This window comes from Thalassospira sp. MCCC 1A03138 (assembly GCF_002115785.1).
In the GTDB taxonomy this organism is placed as follows: Bacteria; Pseudomonadota; Alphaproteobacteria; order Rhodospirillales; family Thalassospiraceae; genus Thalassospira.
Genome location: NZ_JFJY01000004.1, coordinates 46,496 through 63,849, shown reverse-complemented (window position 1 = coordinate 63,849; position 17,354 = coordinate 46,496). Strand labels below are relative to the sequence as shown.

Here is a 17,354-nt window from a genome sequence, read left to right as displayed (position 1 = left end):
GGATTCTGCTATTTTTATTGCTAGATCGTAACGTGGGGGTGCGGAGTTGGCGATCGGAAAGCGAAAGGAAGATCATTTGGACGAGCAATCCGGGGGGCGCTTGCGTTTCAGGCCTTTGCCTGGAAATGGGCCGTCAAATGACATTAAGATGGAAGCAGATACCGGTAATTCCGCTGACCAGACCGAGGTAGGACGCCTTTTGCGCCATACCAGGAACAGCCTTGGTCAGAGCGTGGAAGACGTTTGTCAGTTATTGCGTATCCGCAAAATTTATATCGAGGCGATCGAGAACAGCGATTATTCGGTGTTGCCCGGTGGCCCGTATGGTTTGGGCTTTGTTAAAGCCTATGCCGAACATCTCGGACTTGACGGGGCAGAAATCGTGCGGCGTTTCCGCGTGGAAAGCAATGCGCCCGCAGCCCGAAGCGAGCTTAGTTTCCCAAAACCTGTTCAGGAAAGCCGCGTTCCCGGTGGAGCGGTTCTTCTGATTGCGGCATTGCTTGGTATCGGTGCCTATGGTGGCTGGTATTACTTGTCGAGCCAGGGCAAAACGATTGCGGATCTCGTTGATCCGCTGCCTGAACGTCTTGCAAGTTATACGTCGGGTGGTGAGCAGGCCGTTCCTGAACGCAATCTTGAAAATGCGGCGGATGCCCGTGCGGCAGAAGTCGAGCCATCCGCATCGGCAGAGCAACCTGCCGAAACGGCGGAAGCGCCAGCGGATGATTCAAATGCACCTGCATCTGCCGTGACAGAACAGGAACCGGTGGTGGAAACTGCAGAAGCCCCGCAAGTGGCTGATATGGTACCGGCAGAAACACCGGCGGCACAGAACGAAGTCGCCGAAGCACCTGTCCCGGCGGCGCAAGCACCGGAACAATCAACCGCACAGTCGCCGTCATCGGCGCCAGTTCCACCAGCGGCGGAAACAGCTTCTGTTCCGGCAGCACCGGCTGTTGACGAAGTTGGTGGCGGGCGTGTGTTTGGTGCGGTTAATCTTGATAGCCGTGTTACCATTGAGGCGGTCGAAACCAGTTGGGTGCGCATTCGCGAAGGCGATGGCAACATCCTGCTGACCCGGATGCTGAGTGCGGGCGATACCTATCGCGTGCCCAATAAAAATGGGCTGATGCTTGAAGTCGGTAATGCCGGGGCACTTACCTACAGCATTGATGGCAAGGAAGCCTTGCCGGTCGGTGAATATGGTGCGGTGATTTCGGACTTCTCTCTTGATGTTGAAGCCCTTGAAGGGGGCGGTTCGGCACCGGCGCAGTAGTGCCGGGCCCTCTCTTTATCATGAGGGCACCAAAGATTTTGAAGAAAGCGGCCATATTAGGCCGCTTTTTTTATGACAGCTTTGCAAAATCTGACGGAAAAACCGTAAGGCAACGGTTTCTAATTGGCACTTGATAAGCTATATAGTCGGCCTAGAGACACAGATTTGCTTGGAACCGGAAATGAGCGTCCGCCCTTATCGAGATATTGAACGCCGCAAATGCCGCAAGATCCGCGTTGGTAATGTGGAAGTTGGTGGAGACGCGCCGATCTCGGTGCAGTCGATGACCAACACCCTGACCACCGATGTTGCGGCAACCGTGGATCAGATTTTGCGCCTTGAAGAAGCAGGTGCCGATATTGTTCGTGTTTCCTGCCCGGATCGGGAATCGACCGCGGCGCTTAAAGACATCATCAAGCAGGTGCATGTCCCGATCGTTGCCGATATCCATTTCCATTACAAACGTGCGATCGAAGCCGCCGAAGCCGGTGCAGCGTGCCTGCGAATCAACCCAGGCAATATCGGATCGACAGAACGCGTGCGCGAAGTCGTGAAGGCGGCAAAGGATCACGGCTGTTCGATGCGTATCGGGGTTAATGCCGGGTCGCTCGAAAAGGAATTGCTGGAACGTTACGGCGAACCCTGCCCGGAGGCGATGGTCGAAAGCGCGCTGAACCACGCCAGAATCCTTGAAGACCAGGATTTCTACGAGTTCAAGATTTCGGTCAAGGCATCGGATGTATTCCTTGCGGTTGCCGCCTATTACGGCTTGGCTGAGGCATGCGATTATCCTTTGCATCTGGGGATTACCGAGGCCGGTGGCCTTCGTGGTGGTACTGTTAAATCGGCGATTGGCATGGGCAACCTTCTGTGGGCCGGTATCGGCGATACGTTGCGCGTGTCGCTTTCGGCTGACCCGGTCGAGGAAATCCATGTTGGTTATGACATTCTGAAATCGCTGGGCCTTCGGACCCGCGGCGTGCAGATCATTTCCTGCCCGTCCTGTGCGCGTCAGGGCTTTAATGTGGTTGATACCGTGGCCGAGCTTGAAAAACGGCTGGCGCACATTTCGACGCCGATTTCGCTGTCGATCATTGGCTGTATCGTCAATGGCCCGGGCGAGGCGCGTGAAACCGATATCGGGCTTACCGGTGGCGGTGGTGGAAACCACAAGATGTATATTTCCGGTCGCCCGGATCACAATATCAGCACCGAAAAAATGGTCGACCATATCGTCGAACTGGTCGAAGAACGCGCCGCCAAGATCGAAGCCGAAGAAGCGGCAAAGCTGGCCGCGGCAGAATAGCCTAGCAGAATTGACGAATTTTGGCTTTCCGCCGTCCGGGTGGAAAGCTATTTTCATGTTCACATGAATTTGGGCCGATCATTTTGGCGCAAATATCTGGAATTCAAGTTAGATCGGAGACCCCAAAAGTGGCATCGCTTCAACCCGTCCGTGGCACGCATGACCTTCTGCCTGAACAGAACCGTCTGCAGGATCATATCGCGCAGGTCGCGCGCGACATTGGCGAGTTGTATGGTTACCACCGCATGACCACGCCGATCTTCGAATTTACCGATGTCTTTGCACGGACCCTTGGCGATACGTCCGATGTCGTGACAAAGGAAATGTATACGTTCGAGGATCGCGGTGGTGAACAGATCACGCTACGCCCCGAAGGGACGGCAGGCATCGCGCGCGCCTACATCTCGAACGGGATGCAGCAGATGTCACCGGTCAAGGTTTCCTACTATGGGCCGATGTTCCGTTATGAACGCCCGCAGAAAGGCCGCCAGCGTCAGTTCCACCAGATCGGTGCGGAGCTTCTGGGCGTCGAGCAGGTCGCGGGCGATATCGAAATGATCGCATACGGTGCGCATATCCTTAAAAGCCTTGGTCTTTGGGAAAGCATAACGCTTGAGCTCAATACCCTTGGCGATCCCGAAAGCCGGGCTGCGTACCGCGATGTTCTGGTCGATTATTTCAAGGGACATTTCGACAGGCTGTCGGAAGATAGCCGGGCGCGTCTTGAAAAGAACCCGCTGCGTATCCTTGATTCCAAGGATGAAGGCGACAGGGAACTTGTGGCCAATGCACCGCTATTTGCCGAATATCTGAATGAACACAGTCAGGAATTTTTCAAGTCGCTGACTGGTGGACTTGGTGATATCGGGATCGGCTATGAGTTGAACCCGCGTCTGGTGCGTGGTCTGGATTACTATTGTCATACCTGTTTCGAGTTCACGACCAACACCCTTGGTGCACAGGGAACTGTGATGGCCGGTGGCCGTTACGATGGCTTGATTTCGACCATGGGGGGGCCGCAGACGGCTGGCGTTGGCTGGGCCGCGGGGGTTGAACGTTTGGCTTTGATGGTCGGTGAAGCCCCGGCAGCACCGCGTCCGGTCGCGCTGATCCCGATGGGGGATGCTGCCGAGGCACGATGCCGCACGCTGGCTCAGACCTTGCGCGAGGCGGGGATCGCGGTCGAGCTTGGCTATGCCGGTAACATGAAAAAGCGCATGAAGCGTGCCGACAAGGCCAATGCGCATCTTGCGGTTATTCTTGGCGATGACGAACTGGCCAAGGGGATAGCACAGTTGCGCGACCTTGACAGTGGCGAGCAGCAGGAAATAGCACTTGATCAGCTTGCAGGCGTAATCGGCAAAAGGTAAGTGCAGGGTGACAGACGCATTCGCGCGTGAAGAAGCCGGAGACTGGCCACTGGATCGCCTGATGGTGATCGGGACCAATCATCGGCGCTCCAGCGAGGATACGCGCGACCGTCTGTTCATCGACGAAGCCCGCCTGCCGCAGTTCCTGTCGGCGATTTTGCAGGCCCGTTTGGGGCAGGCGATCGTGGTTTCGACCTGCAACCGCACCGAAATCCATTTGCTTGCGTCCGAAGCCGAACGCGGCCGGGAACGGTTGATCGATCTTTTGGCGCTTTGGGCGGATATTGATCGCGACAAGCTGGCAAGCGAGCTTTATATCCGGTCCGGGCGGGATGCGTTGCGCCATGTGTTTGCGGTTGCCGCGTCGCTAGACAGTCTGGTGATCGGCGAACCGGAAGTCTTCGGACAGGTTAAGGATGCCCACCGGATCGCACGGCAGCATCAGCTTGTCGGACGCGAACTGGAACTGGTTTATCAGACGGCCTATGCCATTTCCAAAAAGGTGCGCAGTCGGACGGGGATCGGGCAGGGGGCGGTTTCGATTGCCGCGGCGGCACAGTCTGTTGCGCGTGACCTGCATGGTGATATAGCCAACTGCACATTGCTTTTGGCCGGTGCCGGGGACATGGGCGAATTGATTGCCGCATCCCTTGCCGAACGCGGTATGGGTCGGGTTCTTGTGACCGATAGGCTGGCGGCACGGGCGCGTCTTGTGGCGCGCCGCCTTGATTGCCACTGGTCCGAACTTGATGATCTGGACCGCTTGTTGGCCGAGGCGGACATGGTTTTGACCGCGGGTGGATCGCGCCGCTATATTATTGACAAAACGCGCGCACTTGCCGCAATCAAACGTAGACGATATCGACCGGTTCTGATGATCGATACCGCCGTTCCTGGTGATATCGACCCCCAGGTTGACGAAATAGACGAAGTGTTCTTTTACCGGCTGGATGATCTTGAAAAAATTGCCGCCGAAGGGCGTGGCGGGCGCGAGGAAAAGGCTGACGAAGCCTGGGCGCTGATTGAGGAAGAGGTTGAGCATTTCGTCCGTGTCCGGGCTGAGCGTGCCGCGATCCCGGCGATGGCGGATTTAAGAACGCATTTCGAAACGGTGCGTGATGATGCGCTGCGCGAGAGCCACGGTGATGCTGAAAAGGCAACCCGGCTTTTGATCAATAGGTTGTTGCATGCACCGACCCAAGCGCTTAAAGACCTTGCGGCGACTACGGATGGTGCGGGAACGGTCGAATGGATGAAGGCGCAAAAGCTTTTGACGCGTTTGTTCGCGTTGCAGTCCGAACCGAATGGCAACAACGCCGAACAGAATGATGAACCCCCGAAGGAGGAAAAAGAGTGAGTCTGGACCCCGGTAAACTTGATGGCGTTGTACGCCGGTTCGACGAGCTCAAATCCCTGCTGTCAGGTGGAGCGGTGGATGGTGACTCGTTTGCCAAACTGTCGCGCGAGTATGCCGAGCTGTCCCCGATTGTCGAAGCGGTCGAAAAGGTCAAAAAGCTTCGTGCTGATCTGGAGGGCGCGCAGGAAATCCTTGACGATGCCGGGGCTGATCGCGACATGCGTGAAATGGCCGAAGCCGAGAAATATGAAATCCTCGACGAATTGCCCAAGGCCGAGCACGAAGTGAAGCTTATGCTTCTGCCCAAGGATGATGCGGACGAAAAGAACGCCATCCTTGAAATTCGGGCTGGTACCGGCGGTGAGGAAGCCGCACTTTTTGCCGCCGACCTGTATCGCATGTATCAGCGTTATGCGGAAAACCGCGGCTGGAAGTTCGAGCAGATGGACGCCAATGAAAACGACCTTGGCGGATACAAGGAAGTTATCGTCAACGTATCGGGTTCGGGCGTGTTTGCGCGCTTGAAATTTGAAAGTGGCGTGCATCGGGTGCAGCGTGTGCCTGTGACCGAAGGTGGCGGGCGCATTCATACCTCGGCGGCAACCGTTGCCGTTCTGCCCGAAGCCGAGGAGGTCGACATCCATATCGATCCAAAAGATTTGCGTATCGATACCTATCGTTCGCAAGGGGCGGGTGGCCAGCACGTTAACACCACGGACAGTGCTGTGCGTATCACCCATATTCCGACCGGTGTGGTCGCCGCCAGCCAGGAAGCAAAGTCGCAGCACAAGAACAAGGAAAAGGCGATGAAGATGCTGCTTTCGCGCCTGTATGATCAGGAGCGTGAAAGCAAGGACAGTGCGCGCGCGGCCGACCGTAAATCACAGGTCGGTTCCGGGGATCGTTCGGAACGTATCCGGACCTATAACTTCCCGCAGGGGCGTGTATCGGATCATCGTATCAACCTGACCCTTTATCGACTGGAAGATTTCATTACGGGCGGACCGTCGGTTGATGAAATGATTGATGCCCTGATTGCGGAAGATCAGGCCCAGAAACTGGCCGAGATCGAGAATTGATCCCATGAGGGCAGACGGTGCCAGCACGACAGACAATTCGGTAACCCTTGGCGCGCTGATGGCCGAGGCGGTTGGTGCACTGCATGATGCTGGTATCGAAAATGCCCGAATGGATGCCCGTATTCTTTTATCCGACGCAGCAGAAGTCGATAGCAGCCGGATTGCGGCATGGCCCGAGGATGTGGTTGCCAATGAACGTGCAGCAAAATTCCGGGACATGGTCGCACGCCGTTTGAAGCGCGAACCGGTATCACGGATTTTGGGGCAACGGGATTTCTGGCGTCACAGTTTCAAGCTGTCCCCCGAAACCCTTGATCCACGCCCCGATAGCGAGACGCTTGTCGAACTGGCTTTGGACTGGCTTGAAGACCGCGACGCGCCGACGGTTATTGATTTCGGAACCGGCACGGGATGCCTGTTGTTATCCATCGTCGGCGATCTGCAAAATGCCCGTGGGCTTGGCGTTGATATCAGTGCGGGGGCAGTTGCCTGCGCACTTGAAAATGCCGACCGCCTTGATTTTGGCAATCAGGTTGAGTTTCGTGTGTCGGACTGGGACAGTGCCATTACGGACGAGGAACGCCAGGAAGGTTTTGATCTGGTGGTGTCCAATCCGCCCTATATCACGCGGGCAGATATGGAAATATTATCGCCTGAAGTGCGCGAATATGATCCGCGTCTGGCGCTGACCGATGAAGGTGACGGGCTTGGTGCGTATCGCATTCTGTCACAAGTTGCATTTTCACTCGTCAAACCGGCCGGGTTCGTGATTTTTGAAATCGGGCAGGGACAGGAAGAAGACGTTGCCCGCCTTTTGGTCGAAGCCGGATTTGTAGGCGTGGAATATCGGGAGGATCTGGGGGGCATCGTGCGCTGCGTTGCAGCGAAAAAGACCCGCTGTTCTGTCGGGCGCTGTGTGATCTGACCGATCTGCCACGTCATTGCAAAAAAAATACGGGCATTGAAAAAAACAGTTGGAATAAGGCCTCAAGCCATATAGGTTGTTTTTACGGGCCGGGTGCCCGACGCGCTGTGAAAGCGCCGTGTTCCCCTGTAAACAGTAATGAATCTCCGTTCCCTTTAAGGTTTTCGGCAGGTTTGTCGTAGTGCCGTTCAATCGGTGCTGTTTAGCGGGAAATATGTTTTTCAGACGGAGTGGTTCCGGGATTCCTTTATGAATCCGGATTTGTCCTTCAACACCAAAGACATGTTGATATGAGAAATAACAACAACAACAACAACAACAATAAGCGTCCGCGCGGTCGGCAGCAGCCGAATAAACGTCCTGTAAATCCGAAATTTCAGACTTTTGACAGTAACGGTCCGGACGGGCGCGTCCGTGGAAACGCCCAGCAGGTTTACGAAAAATACGTTTCGCTGGCGAAGGATTGTACTGACGATCCGGTCCTTGCTGAAAACTATTACCAGCATGCGGAACACTATCATCGTATCCTGCAAGCCGCGATTGACTGGGAAAACCAGCGTCGTGAAGAGCGTGGCGACAATAACAGCCCGCGTCCGCAGCGAAATGATCGCAATGACCGTAACGATCGGGGCAACAACCGCCCGAACCGTGACGAGCGCAGCGAGAATCAGAATGGGGACGACAGCAGCGACAATTCTGTCAATCAGGATGATGTTGTGGCGTCGGCAGATAATACGTCCAATGAGACCGGCGCCAATTCGGCCGATAGCAATGATGTTGCAGCTTCTGCTGCTGCTTCTTCCACGGACAACAACGATGGTGATGCTGCACCGGTAAAACGTGCACCGCGTGCACGCCGTGCTGCGCCGCGTGGCCGCCCGCCAAAAGCGGCATCCGAAGACAGCGATCAGCCGTCTTTGGATATTGGCCCAGCTGATAATGCCGATGCTCATACCGATACGTCGGCGGACGGCGAAGAGAAGAAACCGCGCAAAGCTGCTGCCGGAACAAGCCGCACACGTGGCCGTCATCCGACAGCGCGTCGCGGCCGCAGCCGTGCTGCCGGTCGCGAAGATGGCGATGAAGGTACAAGCGAAGACAAATCAGCGGAGCCGGTTTCTGCCTGATCTTTTGGCTTGTCACGATTACAACAGACCCCGTCGGAGAAATCCCACGGGGTTTGTTGTTTTACGGCTGGGCAAGGTGACGTTTGCCGATTGCATTATCTACAATACCGTCGCTTGGGTCTCGTATATGAAATCCTTTGAATTAATTTTTTCTGATGTAGTGTGGGTGCAGGCATTAACTGGTATTATTCGATAATAATTGGACCTGCTTGCGAGACAAATGGCATTCTAGTGCCAATGGGGTTGTTTCGCTAAAAGACGAGTGAATATTCTTGGGGGGCGATGATGGGGACCGGATTGTTCCGTGTCATCACGGTGCTGCTATGGGCGCTGGGCGCGATGGTTGTCGCGTTCGGTATGTTCACTGCTGACTACGAATTAGCATTGATGGGAGCGGTATGCTTTATCATTCCAATGTTCCTGCCACTCTTTGTGATCGTGTTCAGACGCATGCAATCGTCTCCGTTGCAGAAACAACAATCTGTTTCGCCAATGCTGAAAGCGAAGATGAAGGCGGAAGGCCAGTGGGCGAACGCAGAGGATATTGATCGCCAGAAGCTTTTTGATACAAAGCCATCAATCGTTCTAGGACGATGGGGTGGGGAAAAGCGTTTGATCGGGGCGTCTGGCGTGCGCAGGGTCATTACATTTACCAGCAAACCAGAAGAATATTGTCGGGTGTCGGCAGAGCCCAATGCCTTGCTCCACACTGGAGCATTGTTTGTCTACGAACGTTATGGGGGCATTTATCGTGCTGTCCACGAGAGGCGTAAGAATTTGGGACAGAGGGTCATCCTTATTGATCCACATGGTCAGACCGGGATGGAGACTGATCAGTTTAATCCGTGTGATTTTATGCGTCAGCAAGGCGAAGGACTGATTTCCGATGCAGGATTGATAGCTGATACACTACTGGCGCCAATTTTCGTTCAGGCGCTTAATGAACAGGAAACCCGAACAGCTCGTACCCTTTTGCAGAGTTTTATCGTCTATACCATGCAAAAGAGCTTGAAAGAGAACCGAAGCCTTGCCGAAGTTCGGCGCAACTTGGTTATGCCATCGCACCGCTTCTATAAAATTCTGGAAGAGCTGATGGGAATCGAGTCTGCCGATGGCAGGATTTCCGATATCGCCCTGACGATCCTTGATATGACGGAGGATCAGCGGATGTCGATTATCGAAGCGTGCCGGATGGCGACCGCCGATTTCGATAATCCAGCAATTGCGCGTGTCGTCAGTAACAGCACATTTGGCATTGATGACCTGATCGGTCGACCGGTTTCGATTTTTATTGTTGGGCAAATGGGCGGGGATGCACCCTCTACCCAAACCGCATTCAGTCGGGTGATGATTGGTGCGATGATGCAGCTGATTACCCGTCGGGACTGGAAAAGTGGGGACGCGGAATTTCTGGTGCTGCTGGACGGTATCGAGGCCGTTGGCCGGATGCCGTTGTTTGAACGCCTTCTGGGCGGCGGACTTGGTGATGGCATGATCATCTGGCCCGGTTTTTCAGGTGTTAGCGGCCTGATGGATGTTTGCCTGAATTGGGAAAATGTCGTTGGGAAGGCCGATGCGATTTCGGTGCTGAGCCAGGATGGGGCTTTCAACCTGGATTGGGTTGCCGGGCTGACCGCGATGTCAAAATTTGACGATACCGGGGGCGGTGTCAGCGGTGATCGCCCGGTGCATCTGCGACCCCAGGATAATCAGCCAATCCTGCGATCAACCGAAGTTGCGCGTTTCCCGGTCGAAGAACAGATCCTGTTTCGCAAAGGAACCCCGCCGATCCGGGCGTACCGGATCGACTGGTACCATGACGAGATGTTTCAGGGCATGGCCGTCCATGCCCCGACATTCAGCTAGCATTATGCAACGGTGACTATATCTTCCGGATGGATGGCACCGGAACCGAGTGCTTCGACATAAATCCCCATATAAAGGTGGTTCATACCTTTACGCAGCAGCAGGGGCACATTGATATCGGACTCTGCCGTGCCGGGGTTGATGCTGGTTGCTTTGCATCGGGTGATCGGGTGGATAACGCGGAAATCAACGCCGTTAATCTGAATGATCTGGCCTTCTTCCCATTTCAGTTCCGCCCATGGTTCAAGCCCGTCAATCAGCAGATTACCGCGGAAACGCATCGGATCGATTTCTGTCTGGGCGACACGGTCGCCGAAATCGCGCACCGATGACAGATTGATGATCGAGATATAGGGTTCCTTCATATCGCCGAAGCTGACATCGGGGACAGAATAAATTCTGGGTGTTCCGGCGATCTCGTTTTTCAGGAATGCCGACAGGAAATCCTCGATCACGGTGCGGCCCATCTTGTCGTGAATACTGCCTTTGCATATTGCCCGGCCGTTGCGCAGGATCGCCAGTGTCGTTGTGGCATCGTCATATTCAATGCCGAGTTCAGCCAGCTTTGGCGTGTTGACCAGTTGCAGGAAATTGCTTTTACGCGCCCATTCGTGCACACCGTCCTGACCGACCGATGATTGGGTGGCGATGATGAAGCGACGATCATCTTGCAGCATCTTGTGCGCAGTGATGTCGGCGGCAGGCATTTCAATGCCGCTGAGCCCTTTGACGGGGTAACGTTTGATGGCTTTAAGCTGGACAGTCATGGCATTCGATCCTGTGTGGCATAATATGCATATCGGCAAACGGGGCGGGCCGGGTTGCAAGCCGTAAAAATATGAAGGGCGACGTTAATGCCTTGCATTCCCAAGGGCAAGACCTCCTGTGCGGTCTTGCGCAACGGATTTGCCGGGAATGACAGTGCCTTTCGTCGCAATATTGAATGATGCCAGAAAACGGTTTTGCGATGCACAATTAATTCTTGCAACTTTTGTAGGGGTATCGTCTTGCAAAGCCCTGAAACTGAGACATATCAAAGACGTTGGCAATGGAAAGGGTGATAATTTCCATTGCGGATAAAACCACTTAAGGTCGCGGATGCTTCCAAGAAGGTCCGCATGTTACGATACTGTTGGCTCAAGGAGTGGCAGGCATGGAATTAGAAAAATTTACGGACCGGTCCAAAGGCTTTCTTCAGGCGGCGCAATCATTGGCGCTGCGTGAAAACCATCAGCAATTTGTGCCGATCCACCTTCTGAAAGTGCTGCTTGACGACGAAGAAGGTCTGGCGGCAAATCTTATCAAGGCAGCGGGCGGAAAGCCCAAAACCGCACAGGATCGTTGTGCGCAGGAACTGGCAAAACTGCCCAAGGTTTCGGGCGGCAATGGCCAGATTTATCTATCATCCGAGTTTGCCCGCCTGATTGATCAGGCACAGGAAGTCGCCAAGAAAGCCGGTGACAGCTATGTCACAGCCGAACGGTTGCTTTTGACTATTGCGCTTGATCCAAAATCGGTGGCTGGCAAGGTTCTGGCCGATGCCGGTGTTACCGCACAGGCCCTTAACGGGGCGATCAACGATATCCGTAAGGGCCGTACGGCTGATAGTGCCGGTGCGGAAAGCCAGTATGATGCGCTTAAGAAATACGCGCGTGATCTGACGGCGGCGGCACGTGAGGGCAAGCTTGACCCTGTGATCGGCCGTGACGAAGAAATTCGGCGTGCGATTCAGGTTCTGTCGCGCCGGACAAAAAACAACCCGGTTCTGATCGGCGAGCCCGGCGTGGGTAAAACCGCCATTGCCGAAGGTCTGGCATTGCGCATCGTCAAGGGTGACGTGCCCGAAACGCTCAAGGACAAGAAACTTCTGTCGCTTGATCTTGGCGCGCTGATTGCTGGTGCGAAGTTCCGTGGTGAGTTCGAGGAACGTCTGAAAGCGGTGATGTCTGAGATCGAGGCTGAAGCAGGGCAGATTGTTCTGTTCATTGATGAATTGCACACGCTGGTCGGGGCCGGAAAGGCCGAGGGATCGATGGATGCCTCCAACCTTTTGAAACCGGCACTGGCGCGCGGCGAACTTCATTGCGTTGGGGCGACAACCCTGGACGAATATCGCCAGCATATTGAAAAGGACGCGGCACTTGCCCGTCGTTTCCAACCGGTGTTTGTCTCCGAACCAAGCGTTTCCGACACGGTTTCGATCCTGCGTGGCATCAAGGAAAAATACGAACTCCATCACGGTGTGCGTATTGCCGACAATGCGCTGGTTGCGGCGGCAACCCTTTCAAACCGATACATCACGGACCGCTTCCTGCCTGACAAGGCAATTGACCTTATGGATGAGTCGGCTTCGCGTCTTCGGATGGAACTTGATTCCAAGCCCGAAGAAATCGATGAACTTGATCGCCGCATCATTCAGCTGAAGATCGAGCGCGAAGCCCTTAAGAAAGAGGAAGACCGGGCATCGAAAGATCGTCTGGGTCGTCTTGACAAGGAACTGGCCGAGCTTGAAGGAAAATCGGCGGAACTGACCGCGAAATGGGAAGCCCAAAAAAAGGAACTGGCGGCATCGACCCATATTAAGGAGCAGCTTGATCAGGCACGCGGCGAACTTGAACGTGCGATGCGTGACGGGCGGCTCGACCGTGCGGGACAGCTTCAATATGAAGAAATCCCTGCACTGGAACGGTTGCTTGAAAAGGCCGAAGACGATCAGGCCGACGGCATGAAAGAAGAAGCAGTGACTGAAAAGCACATTGCTTCGGTCGTGTCGCGCTGGACGGGGATTCCGGTCGACAAGATGCTGGAAGGCGAACGTGAAAAGCTGCTGGGGATGGAAGACATCCTGCGCAAACGCGTCGTCGGTCAGGATGAAGCCGTTCGGTCGATCTCAAATGCAGTACGGCGTGCACGTGCCGGGTTGCAGGACCCGAACCGGCCGATGGGATCGTTCCTGTTCCTTGGCCCGACCGGTGTTGGTAAAACCGAATTGACCAAGGCGCTTGCGCAGTTCCTATTTGATGATGAACAGGCCATGGTTCGCATTGATATGTCGGAATTCATGGAAAAACATGCGGTCGCGCGTTTGATCGGTGCGCCTCCGGGCTATGTCGGGTACGAGGAAGGCGGTTCACTGACAGAGGCGGTGCGGCGTCGCCCCTATCAGGTGGTTCTGTTTGACGAGGTTGAAAAGGCCCACCCCGATGTGTTCAACGTTCTGTTGCAGGTCCTTGACGAAGGTCGTTTGACCGATGGGCAGGGACGCACGGTCGACTTCCGCAATACGTTGATCATCCTGACGTCGAACCTGGGGGCCGACATTCTGGCCAATCAGGAAGAAGGTCATGATAGCAGCGAATTGCGTAGTCAGGTGATGGAAGTTGTGCGAGCGTCGTTCCGCCCGGAATTCCTGAACCGTCTGGATGAAGTCCTTCTGTTCCATCGCCTGAAACGTGCCCAGATGGATACGATTGTCGATATCCAGTTGGGGCGTCTTGAAAAGCTGCTGTTTGATCGCAAGATCACCCTGCAACTCGACGAGTTTGCCAAAAGCTGGCTGGCCGATAAGGGATATGACCCGGTCTATGGTGCGCGTCCGCTTAAACGTGTCGTTCAACGCTATCTGCAAAACCCGCTTGCGATGCAAATCCTTGAAGGTGGGATCAAGGATGGCGATACCATTCCGGTTTCTGCCGAAGGCGGTCAGTTGCTTCTGAACGGCAAGAAGGTCGAACTGGTCGACTGATCATCGCAGATTTGAAATCTTGCAAAACCCCGGTCCCGGATCGGGGTTTTGTCTTTTCAAGGCCATGATCTGCCTGCAGGATGATGAAAATACCAAATCCAAGGGGACATCCATGCGATCACTGCCACCAAAACCCAAGACCTTTACTCGATTGATTGTGTCTGCGTCGTTTCTGGCCCTGATGGCCGGACTATCGGTCGATGCTTCTGCGCAATCGTTTTTTGACAAGGCCAAGGAAGCACTTGGCAGCGTGACAGGGAACACGACTGGCAGCGGATCGGGCAGCAGTTCTGCGTCGATGGCGGGGTTATCCGATGAAACGGTCTCCGATGCCCTGCGTCAGGCGCTTGATAAGGGGGTTGAGGTTGTCACCACCGATCTTGGCGTGACGGATGGCTTCAATGCTGATCCGGTGGCGCATATTCCGCTGCCTGATAGCGTCAAGCATGCGCAATCCCTGCTAAGTGCTGCCGGGCTTGGCAGTTATGGCGAGGAAATTGAATTGCGAATGAACCGTGCAGCCGAACAGACCATGCGGGATGCCGGCGATATTCTCGCCGATGCTGTCAGCCGCATGACTCTTGAAGATGCCAAGGGTATTCTTGATGGGCCGGAAGATGCCGCGACGAAATATCTGCGCCGTGTATCGGGCGGGGATATCGAAAGCAGATTGCGGCCGGTAATTGGCGAAGCATTGGCCGAAACCGGCGCGTTGCAGCTTTATGATCAGATGATGGGGCAGTACGACACATTGCCGATGGTGCCCGATATCAAGGCATCACTTTCCGATCATGCCACCGACAAGGCGATGGATGGCCTGTTTTATTACATCGCAAAACAGGAAGCCGATATCCGCAACGACCCGGCGCGCTGGACAACGGATGTGTTGAAAAAGGTCTTTTCGACCGTGAACTGAACGGCTTAGCTATAACGTTCAGGAAGCTGTTGCCAGCGTTTGCGCATGGCGTTGATTTTATCATCGGGGACGCCATGGATATTGCCAAATCGTCCATGGCATTCGATGATCTGCAATGCGGCATGGTGGCGTTCTGCCATGTCGAGATAGGCCTGCATTTCCCAGATTTCACTAAATGTGTTGGAAACAACGACGCTTTGCCCGGCTGATAGATGCCCGTCGCATTCGGCTTCACAGCGTGCATGAACGTCACGCAGTTTGCGGCTATCAAACCGGTAATTGCCGTTGCGGTCGATCATGAACTGATCGGCTTCGAGATGGACTGCATCGGTTATCTGGCAAATCGCGGCGGCAAGGGTTGATTTGCCTGACCCGGGAAGGCCCCGGATCAGGGTTAATATCGGTTTGTCCGCCAAATGATTTGCCATTGGTTTCTGTTACTGCCCGCCACGCTTGCGCTGATACAGAGCATCAAGAGCCTGACCATAGGCCGCCTTGATCTTGTGGCGACGGATTTTCATTGATGGCGTCAGCATCTCGTTATCAATCGAGAACGGGCTTTCGGCGAAGGTAAAGCTTCTGACCTTTTCAATCGTCGAAAGACGGCGATTAACATGATCAACCGCGGTGCGGATTTTCTTGCGGAATTCCTCGTTCTCGCCAAGGAGATCAATATTGTCCTCGATCCGGTTTTCCTTGGCGAATTCGCGCAGGAAATCTTCGTCCGGCCACAGGACAGCAACCAGATAAGGTTTGTCGTCGCCGTAAACCATCGCCTGGGAAATTTCGGTTTCCAGCGTAAGAAGACCCTCGATCCGTTGGGGAGAGATATTGTCGCCCCCGGAATTGACGATGATATCCTTTTTGCGGTCCGTGATGACAAGGCTGCCTTCCTCGTCAAACTTGCCGATATCACCGGTATGCAGCCAGCCATCTATGATGGTGGCTGCAGTGACTTCGGGCAGGTTCCAGTAACCCTTCATCATGCTTTCGCCGCGCAGCAGGATTTCACCGTCATCGGCAATTTTTGCTTCGGCTCCGACCATCGGCGGGCCAACCGAACGCAGTTTGTTGTTTTCAGCACGGTTGCATGACACGACCGGGGCAAATTCGGTTTGGCCATATCCCTGAAGGATACGAATGCCACACGAAACAAACAGAACACCCAGTTCATAGTTCAGAGGACCTCCGCCCGATACCATGGCCTTGATCCGGCCGCCGAAACGCTGGCGCAGTTTACGGCGTAGCAGAATCTCGCAAACGAAATTCTGGATTTTTTCAATCAGGCTGAGCGGTTCTTTTTCGTAGGTCTTGCGGCCGAGTTTGAGCGTCAGGTTAAACAGCTTCTGTTTAAAGCCGCCTTCTTTTTCGACCATGCGGCTCATGCGCTGATAGAGCATTTCATAAAGGCGCGGCACCGCGGTCATGATGGTCGGACGAACTTCGGCAAGGTTTGCCGCAAGCCGATCAAGGCTTTCGGCGTAATAGATCTGCGCGCCGATGCTCATCGGGAAATAAAGGCCCGCCGTATGTTCATACGAATGCGACAGCGGCAGGAAGGACAGGAAGATCTCTTCTTTGATCCCGAGGGTTTCGATGATATCAAACGCCCCCATGCAGTTTGACAGGATCGCCCCGTGGCTGAGCATCACGCCCTTGGGAGCACCGCCAGTACCCGATGTGTAAATCAGGCAGGCAAGCTGATCGCGTTCAATATTGGCAACCCATGCATCGATATCATCGGTTAGTCCGCGCCCCTGCGAAATCATATCTTCCCATCGGGTGATGGTAATGTCGCCAACAAAGCTTTGACCCCAGTCTTCCATCATGATGGCATGCCGACAGCGCCCGCTATCAAGGGCCGCATGCAGGAACGGCTGGGCGAGTTTTTTGGTCGATATGATGGCAATGCCTGCACCGCTGTCTTCGATCGCGTGCAGATGATCGCGTTCGGTATTGGTGGTATAGGCGGGAACGGTAAGCGCGCCTACACACATGATCGCCAGATCGGCAATACCCCATTCGGTGCGGTTTTCCGACACCAGCAAAACCCGATCACCGGGGCGAACGCCAATTTTGTAAAGCGAACGCGCCAATGCACGTACCTGATCGGCGGCGTCATTCCAACTGGTCGGGACAAAATCGCCCGTCTCACCATCCTTGGTCCATAAGAATGGTGAATCCCCGTATTTTTCAGCCTGTTTGAAAAACATCGACGGCAAGTTCTGCCAATCGGCATAATCCTGCAAATTCGTCATGACGCTTCCTTGCCTTGTTGTCGTTTCTCTTACCTTCATACAGTGATCTTGGCGTCACTGTTTACGTCTGTCACCGCATTGTGATCGCAAACTATCAAAAGTTCGGCGCTTCCATCACAGATGCACGGG

At 54.6% G+C, this 17,354-nt stretch carries 13 protein-coding genes; 10 read left to right on the top strand and 3 right to left on the bottom strand.

Annotation, left to right across the window (positions count from 1 at the left end; all coding sequences use genetic code 11):
• Positions 1 to 148 precede the first annotated feature (148 nt).
• The 8 genes from TH468_RS10050 to TH468_RS10015 all read left to right on the top strand — a co-directional run bounded on the left by TH468_RS10050 (position 149) and on the right by TH468_RS10015 (position 10,306).
• Entirely contained in the window at positions 149 to 1,276 is a 1,128-nt protein-coding gene (locus TH468_RS10050) for a RodZ domain-containing protein (protein WP_085643753.1), read from the top strand.
• Positions 1,277 to 1,457: 181 nt separating this feature from the next.
• Positions 1,458 to 2,582: a flavodoxin-dependent (E)-4-hydroxy-3-methylbut-2-enyl-diphosphate synthase gene (ispG, locus tag TH468_RS10045; protein WP_085643751.1), complete on the top strand. Its 1,125-nt coding sequence runs from the start codon at positions 1,458 to 1,460 to the stop codon at positions 2,580 to 2,582.
• A 128-nt stretch (positions 2,583 to 2,710) separates the two neighbouring features.
• Complete coding sequence (gene hisS / locus TH468_RS10040) at positions 2,711 to 3,952, top strand: histidine--tRNA ligase (RefSeq protein WP_007091118.1); 1,242 nt, start codon at positions 2,711 to 2,713, stop codon at positions 3,950 to 3,952.
• A 7-nt stretch (positions 3,953 to 3,959) separates the two neighbouring features.
• Complete coding sequence (gene hemA / locus TH468_RS10035) at positions 3,960 to 5,309, top strand: glutamyl-tRNA reductase (protein WP_085643749.1); 1,350 nt, start codon at positions 3,960 to 3,962, stop codon at positions 5,307 to 5,309.
• Positions 5,306 to 6,388 carry a peptide chain release factor 1 gene (gene prfA / locus TH468_RS10030; RefSeq protein ID WP_085643747.1) on the top strand — a complete coding sequence of 361 codons (1,083 nt, stop codon included), beginning with the start codon at positions 5,306 to 5,308 and terminating at the stop codon, positions 6,386 to 6,388. The genes hemA and prfA overlap by 4 nt, the downstream gene beginning before the upstream one ends.
• 4 nt (positions 6,389 to 6,392) lie before the next feature.
• Positions 6,393 to 7,313 (top strand): peptide chain release factor N(5)-glutamine methyltransferase, encoded by a 921-nt coding sequence (gene prmC, locus TH468_RS10025; RefSeq protein ID WP_085643745.1) that lies wholly within the window; start codon positions 6,393 to 6,395, stop codon positions 7,311 to 7,313.
• A gap of 290 nt (positions 7,314 to 7,603) precedes the next feature.
• Positions 7,604 to 8,440 carry a DUF4167 domain-containing protein gene (locus TH468_RS10020; RefSeq protein WP_246832286.1) on the top strand — a complete coding sequence of 279 codons (837 nt, stop codon included), beginning with the start codon at positions 7,604 to 7,606 and terminating at the stop codon, positions 8,438 to 8,440.
• A gap of 285 nt (positions 8,441 to 8,725) precedes the next feature.
• Positions 8,726 to 10,306, top strand: coding sequence for a type IV secretory system conjugative DNA transfer family protein (locus tag TH468_RS10015; protein ID WP_085644191.1), 1,581 nt, complete (start codon positions 8,726 to 8,728; stop codon positions 10,304 to 10,306).
• A 2-nt stretch (positions 10,307 to 10,308) separates the two neighbouring features.
• Here TH468_RS10015 and TH468_RS10010 read toward each other — a convergent pair whose 3' ends face one another.
• Positions 10,309 to 11,073, bottom strand: a complete 765-nt coding sequence (locus TH468_RS10010) for an MOSC domain-containing protein (RefSeq protein ID WP_085643741.1) — start codon at positions 11,071 to 11,073, stop codon at positions 10,309 to 10,311.
• Positions 11,074 to 11,459: 386 nt separating this feature from the next.
• On the opposite strand from TH468_RS10010, the gene clpB reads away from it, so the two are divergent.
• Entirely contained in the window at positions 11,460 to 14,051 is a 2,592-nt protein-coding gene (gene clpB, locus TH468_RS10005; RefSeq protein WP_085643739.1) for an ATP-dependent chaperone ClpB, read from the top strand.
• A gap of 112 nt (positions 14,052 to 14,163) precedes the next feature.
• A complete protein-coding gene (locus TH468_RS10000) occupies positions 14,164 to 14,967 on the top strand; it encodes a DUF4197 domain-containing protein (RefSeq protein WP_233421783.1) in 804 nt (267 codons plus the stop codon).
• A 5-nt stretch (positions 14,968 to 14,972) separates the two neighbouring features.
• On the opposite strand, the gene TH468_RS09995 is transcribed toward TH468_RS10000, so the two are convergent.
• Positions 14,973 to 15,395, bottom strand: a complete 423-nt coding sequence (locus TH468_RS09995) for an ATP-binding protein (RefSeq protein ID WP_007091109.1) — start codon at positions 15,393 to 15,395, stop codon at positions 14,973 to 14,975.
• 9 nt (positions 15,396 to 15,404) lie between these two features.
• Entirely contained in the window at positions 15,405 to 17,225 is a 1,821-nt protein-coding gene (locus tag TH468_RS09990; protein WP_085643737.1) for a long-chain fatty acid--CoA ligase, read from the bottom strand.
• Positions 17,226 to 17,354: the final 129 nt, after the last annotated feature.

Excerpts from the sequence above, each read along its gene's own strand:
- TH468_RS10015 (WP_085644191.1), top strand. The coding sequence starts at position 8,726 with ATGGGGACCGGATTGTTCCGTGTCATCACGGTGCTGCTATGGGCGCTG.
- TH468_RS09995 (WP_007091109.1), bottom strand. The coding sequence starts at position 15,395 with ATGGCAAATCATTTGGCGGACAAACCGATATTAACCCTGATCCGGGGC.
- prmC (WP_085643745.1), top strand. The coding sequence starts at position 6,393 with ATGAGGGCAGACGGTGCCAGCACGACAGACAATTCGGTAACCCTTGGC.
- TH468_RS10010 (WP_085643741.1), bottom strand. The coding sequence starts at position 11,073 with ATGACTGTCCAGCTTAAAGCCATCAAACGTTACCCCGTCAAAGGGCTC.
- TH468_RS09990 (WP_085643737.1), bottom strand. The coding sequence starts at position 17,225 with ATGACGAATTTGCAGGATTATGCCGATTGGCAGAACTTGCCGTCGATG.
- TH468_RS10000 (WP_233421783.1), top strand. The coding sequence starts at position 14,164 with ATGCGATCACTGCCACCAAAACCCAAGACCTTTACTCGATTGATTGTG.
- TH468_RS10020 (WP_246832286.1), top strand. The coding sequence starts at position 7,604 with ATGAGAAATAACAACAACAACAACAACAACAATAAGCGTCCGCGCGGT.
- TH468_RS10050 (WP_085643753.1), top strand. The coding sequence starts at position 149 with ATGGAAGCAGATACCGGTAATTCCGCTGACCAGACCGAGGTAGGACGC.
- ispG (WP_085643751.1), top strand. The coding sequence starts at position 1,458 with ATGAGCGTCCGCCCTTATCGAGATATTGAACGCCGCAAATGCCGCAAG.
- clpB (WP_085643739.1), top strand. The coding sequence starts at position 11,460 with ATGGAATTAGAAAAATTTACGGACCGGTCCAAAGGCTTTCTTCAGGCG.